At 33.1% G+C, this 4,356-nt stretch carries 5 protein-coding genes; 4 read left to right on the forward strand and 1 reads right to left on the reverse strand.

What is annotated here, in order from left to right; genetic code table 11:
- The first annotated feature begins 170 nt into the window (after positions 1 to 170).
- From VLC96_RS05590 to VLC96_RS05605, 4 genes are all read left to right on the forward strand, one after another.
- On the forward strand, positions 171 to 581 hold the full coding sequence (locus VLC96_RS05590; RefSeq protein ID WP_325261203.1) for a BrxA/BrxB family bacilliredoxin: 411 nt from the start codon (positions 171 to 173) through the stop codon (positions 579 to 581).
- 74 nt (positions 582 to 655) lie between these two features.
- Complete coding sequence (locus VLC96_RS05595; RefSeq protein ID WP_325261204.1) at positions 656 to 988, forward strand: 2Fe-2S iron-sulfur cluster-binding family protein; 333 nt, start codon at positions 656 to 658, stop codon at positions 986 to 988.
- Positions 989 to 1,284: 296 nt separating this feature from the next.
- A complete protein-coding gene (locus VLC96_RS05600; RefSeq protein WP_325261205.1) occupies positions 1,285 to 2,409 on the forward strand; it encodes a lactonase family protein in 1,125 nt (374 codons plus the stop codon).
- A 50-nt stretch (positions 2,410 to 2,459) separates the two neighbouring features.
- Positions 2,460 to 2,984 carry a GNAT family N-acetyltransferase gene (locus tag VLC96_RS05605; RefSeq protein ID WP_325261206.1) on the forward strand — a complete coding sequence of 175 codons (525 nt, stop codon included), beginning with the start codon at positions 2,460 to 2,462 and terminating at the stop codon, positions 2,982 to 2,984.
- A gap of 370 nt (positions 2,985 to 3,354) precedes the next feature.
- On the opposite strand, the gene VLC96_RS05610 is transcribed toward VLC96_RS05605, so the two are convergent.
- On the reverse strand, positions 3,355 to 4,278 hold the full coding sequence (locus VLC96_RS05610) for a DMT family transporter (RefSeq protein WP_325261207.1): 924 nt from the start codon (positions 4,276 to 4,278) through the stop codon (positions 3,355 to 3,357).
- Positions 4,279 to 4,356 lie beyond the last annotated feature (78 nt).

A 4,356-nucleotide genomic window follows, 5' to 3' on the forward strand; every position in this document is an offset into this window, starting at 1 on the left:
TATTTTGTAGCTCTAGGATATTCGTTTCGATTTAAAATATAAAACAACAGACATAACTGTAAGGATTTAGCAATCAAACAATAACAAAACTTTATAATTCAAATTAAATTGTTGTAACTAAACTTTGTAACTTTGTACTTCAAAAAAAGTTAAACATAAAAAAATAGAATATGTATCCAGAAGAAATGGTAAAACCAATGCAGGCTGAATTAACAGCTGTAGGTTTTCAAGATTTACATAGTGCTGAAGCTGTAGATAATGCTATAAAAGCTGAAGGCACAACATTCGTAGTAGTGAATTCTGTTTGTGGTTGTGCTGCTAGAAATGCACGTCCAGGAGCAGCAATGAGTTTGAAAGGTGCTAAACAGCCGGATCAATTAATCACTGTCTTTGCTGGTGTTGACAAAGAAGCTGTTGATGCAGCAAGACAACATATGTTCCCTTTTCCTCCATCATCGCCAAGTATGGCTTTGTTCAAAAACGGAGAATTGGTTCATATGTTAGAGCGTCACCATATCGAAGGACGTCCTGCCGAAACTATCGCAGAGAATTTACAAGATGCTTTCAACGAGTTTTGTTAATTCAACCGAATAACTAATAAAACGTACTGCAATCGCAGTACGTTTTTGTTTATAAACCATTCAAAGTTTTAATTTTGACAAAAGAACTTCCATTAATTCAATTTACCGTCATTGAAAATGAAAAACATTATCCGATTAAAGTGATGCACGGCAGTTACCCTAATTTGATGTTTCTTTTGAAAGAACAATTGAGCTTGGATAGTTTTGGCGAATGTGGAGGTGTTGGTCGTTGTGCTACTTGTGTAGTAAAAGCAATTGGAATAAAAGGCAATTCTGCAATCAAAGAACGCAATGAGCCGACAACATTATCTAAAATGGGATATAATGAAGACGCAATAAGGCTTTCGTGCCAGTTGTACATTACCAGTGATTTGGAAGGTACTGAAATCACTATTTTAGAATATTAAATGATTTAACCCGTTGGGTGAAATTCTGTTTAAATAAAAAATGAACTACATAGAAACATAGGTTTTATAGTTAATATGTAAAGAATGAATAGAAATAGCACTGTTTTTACTTCGTCAGTTCGCCCTTCGGTCTCGGGTCACATAGATTGCTATGTGAGAAGTGAAACAGTTATCTAGTTCTTTTAAAAAAACTATAAATTCTATGTTTCTATGTGTTAAAAAATAATTTCACACAACGCGTATGATTTATTATATCAGCATTAAAAAAGAAGCATAACATCAATCAAAATAGCAACTTGAAAACAAAAAACTACCTTGTACTAATTATCTTTCTGGTATCTTTCCAGATTTTTTCGCAAAACACTTATGTTTTTTTAGGATCTTATTGTAGAGACAAAAATGCTGAGTCCATTATAGTTTATCAATTAGATACTTTAACTGGAAAATTGACCAAAGTAACGGGTGCTAAAGACATAATCAATCCATCTTTTTTGACTGTTTCGCCAAATGGGAAATATGTTTACGCTTGCACAGATACCAAAACTCCAAAGGCCGGAAGCGTCAGTAGCTTCGAATTTAATCCGCAAAATAAATCACTGGGTTTTTTGAATAAACAATCAAGTGGTGGCGAAAATCCAGTCTATGTTTCGGTTCATAAAAGTGGAAAATGGTTGGTGAATGCCAATTATACAGAAGGAAGTGTTTCGGTTCATCCGATATTAGAAAATGGAAAAATCGATTCGATTGCACAAAATTTCCAATACATGGACGGAAGCGTCAATAAAGAAAGACAAACTCGTTCGCATGTTCATTCAGCTATCTTTTCACCGCAATTTGATTATTTGTTTTTACCTGATTTGGGAGCTGATAAAATCCGTTGTTATCAATTTGATGAAACTAAAAAGCAGCCTTTAGTTGAAACGAAAATTCCATTTATCAAAACCGATTTAGAAAGTGGACCACGACATTTGACTTTTCATCCAAACCAAAAATTTGGTTATTGTATTGAGGAAATGGCTGGCGAAATAAGTGTTTATCAATATAATAACGGAACTTTGAACAAAATTCAACGAATAAAAACCCATCCCGAAACTATTACAGCAGGTTTTGAAAGTTCCGATATTCACATTTCACCCGACGGTAAATTTCTATATGCTTCAAATAGAGGAAAAGAAAACAACATCGCGATTTTTTCAATTGATAAAAAAGGGTTTTTGAAAAATATTGGTTATCAATCCACTTTAGGAAATCATCCCAGAATTTTTGCGATTGATGAATCTGGAAAATTTTTAATAGCTTCGAATGTTTTAACCGGAAATGTGGTTGTTTTCAAAAGAAATCTAAAAACAGGATTACTTGAAAATACTGGAAATGAAGTAAAATTGGATAATGTTTCCTGTGTTCAGATTAAGAAAATATAAGCTATTTTGTAGAAAACCAATATCTTAGATGCCAATTTAAACCAAATATAATGAGCCTATCCATTTTGAATTTACAACCTGAATTACTTGAAAATGATATTGTAAAATTAATTCCGCTCGAGGAAAATCATTTTGAAGTGCTTTATAAAGTAGCATCAGACCCGTTAATTTGGGAACAACATCCTAAGAAAGACAGGTATAAAATAGAAGTTTTTAAACCCTTTTTTGATGCAGCAATTGATGCTAAAACAGCTTTTTTAATTTTGGATAAAAAAAATAATGAAATCATGGGAACGACTCGATACTATGATTATAATCCAGAAGAATCAAGCGTTGCCATTGGCTTTACTTTTATTGGAAGAAAATTTTGGGGTGGAGCTTATAATCAATCAGTAAAAAAATTATTGCTTGATTATGCTTTTCAGAACGTTACTTCGGTGTTTTTTCATGTTGGGTCAGAAAATATTCGTTCGCAAAAAGCAGTTTTAAAACTCGGCGCTTCAAAAACCAGAGAAATGAATTTCCCTGATAATGAAACTGGCATACCACATTATGAATATGAGTTGAAAAAGTAATAAACCAGATTCCCCATTAGAATTATTTTGAGAAATTGCCCTAAATTTTAACCACATAGGGACTAGATTTATACAGAATGTTAAAAGATAGAATAGAAAAACCAGTTTTTTTACTTCGTCTGTTCGACCTTCATTCTCGGGTCACATAGCCTATGTAATCTATTTAAAACGAAGTGTCCTTTTTTTAAAACTAAAAAAAAATCTATGTCTATGTGGTTAAAAAAAACAATCTGTTCTATTGCTGAATCTGGAATAAAGCAATAGTAAGAAATCGCTTTGTAGCATTTTGATAAAATTTATGACAATTGGTTTTAATGAAACTATAACCCAAAACCTACTCCATTTGTTACTTAAACCCTAATCTTAAATCTTAATTAACCTTTTTTCGCATCGCATAATTGATTAGATACAGCCCGATTAAAGTAATGCTTCCACCAAAAATGATGGCAATTGTTAAAGGTTCACCAAAAATAAAGAAACCCAAAATCACCGCAACTATTGGGTTTAGATAAGCATACAAGCTACTCAATTCGGTAGGTAGTTTTTGCAAAGCATAAATAAATGCAATGAAAGTTAAAATCGAACCAATAAGAACCAAATAAATAATTGGCCACCAGGAACTAACAGGAATTTCGGAAATTGGAATACCAATGCCCGTAGTCACGACGAAGGCAAAAACAAAAATGCTGGAAATGAACATTTGCAATCCCAAACTAAAATAAGGATTAAAACTCGCGGCTTTTTTCTTGGTGTATAAAGTACCAAAGGCCCACGTAATTGTTGCTACTATTGAGAGCAATATACCAAATTGAAAATCTGGTTGCAGGAAATCCAGCAAGTGTTCGTAAAATATAAAACAAATGCCCCCAAAACAAATCAAAATCCCAAAAATGGCCAGCCGACTGATTCTTTCCCCTTTAAAAAGACTGATAAATACAATCCACAAAGGAACCATCGCTCCAATTATAGCTCCCAGTCCGCTACTGATGTATTTGACGCCCCAGGTACTGAGTCCATTACTCAATACAAAATTGAGTAAACTAAGAATCAGAATACTTTTCCATTGTTTTCCTTTGGGCCAGGGTGTTCTTTTGCTCACAAAATAGCACAAATAAAGAAAACCTGCAATAAATTGCCTTATCCCAGCAACTTGCAATGCAGGCATGTGTTTAACTGCTTCTTTGGAAGCCAACCATGTTGTTCCCCAAAAAAAACTTACCCAACATAAAGCCAAAATTGGTAATCCAATAAAATTAACCTTAGTCTTAATTGCGGTTTTTATTTTTGATGTCAATTTATAAATTGTTTTTAATGAAATTATAGCCCAAAATCTCCTCGGCTTTATCACCCAAAACGAGTTTTTTCAAAGAAG

It is taken from the genome of Flavobacterium sp., from assembly GCF_035456085.1.
Taxonomy (GTDB): domain Bacteria; phylum Bacteroidota; class Bacteroidia; order Flavobacteriales; family Flavobacteriaceae; genus Flavobacterium.

Excerpts from the sequence above, each read along its gene's own strand:
- VLC96_RS05605 (WP_325261206.1), top strand. The coding sequence starts at position 2,460 with ATGAGCCTATCCATTTTGAATTTACAACCTGAATTACTTGAAAATGAT.
- VLC96_RS05590 (WP_325261203.1), top strand. The coding sequence starts at position 171 with ATGTATCCAGAAGAAATGGTAAAACCAATGCAGGCTGAATTAACAGCT.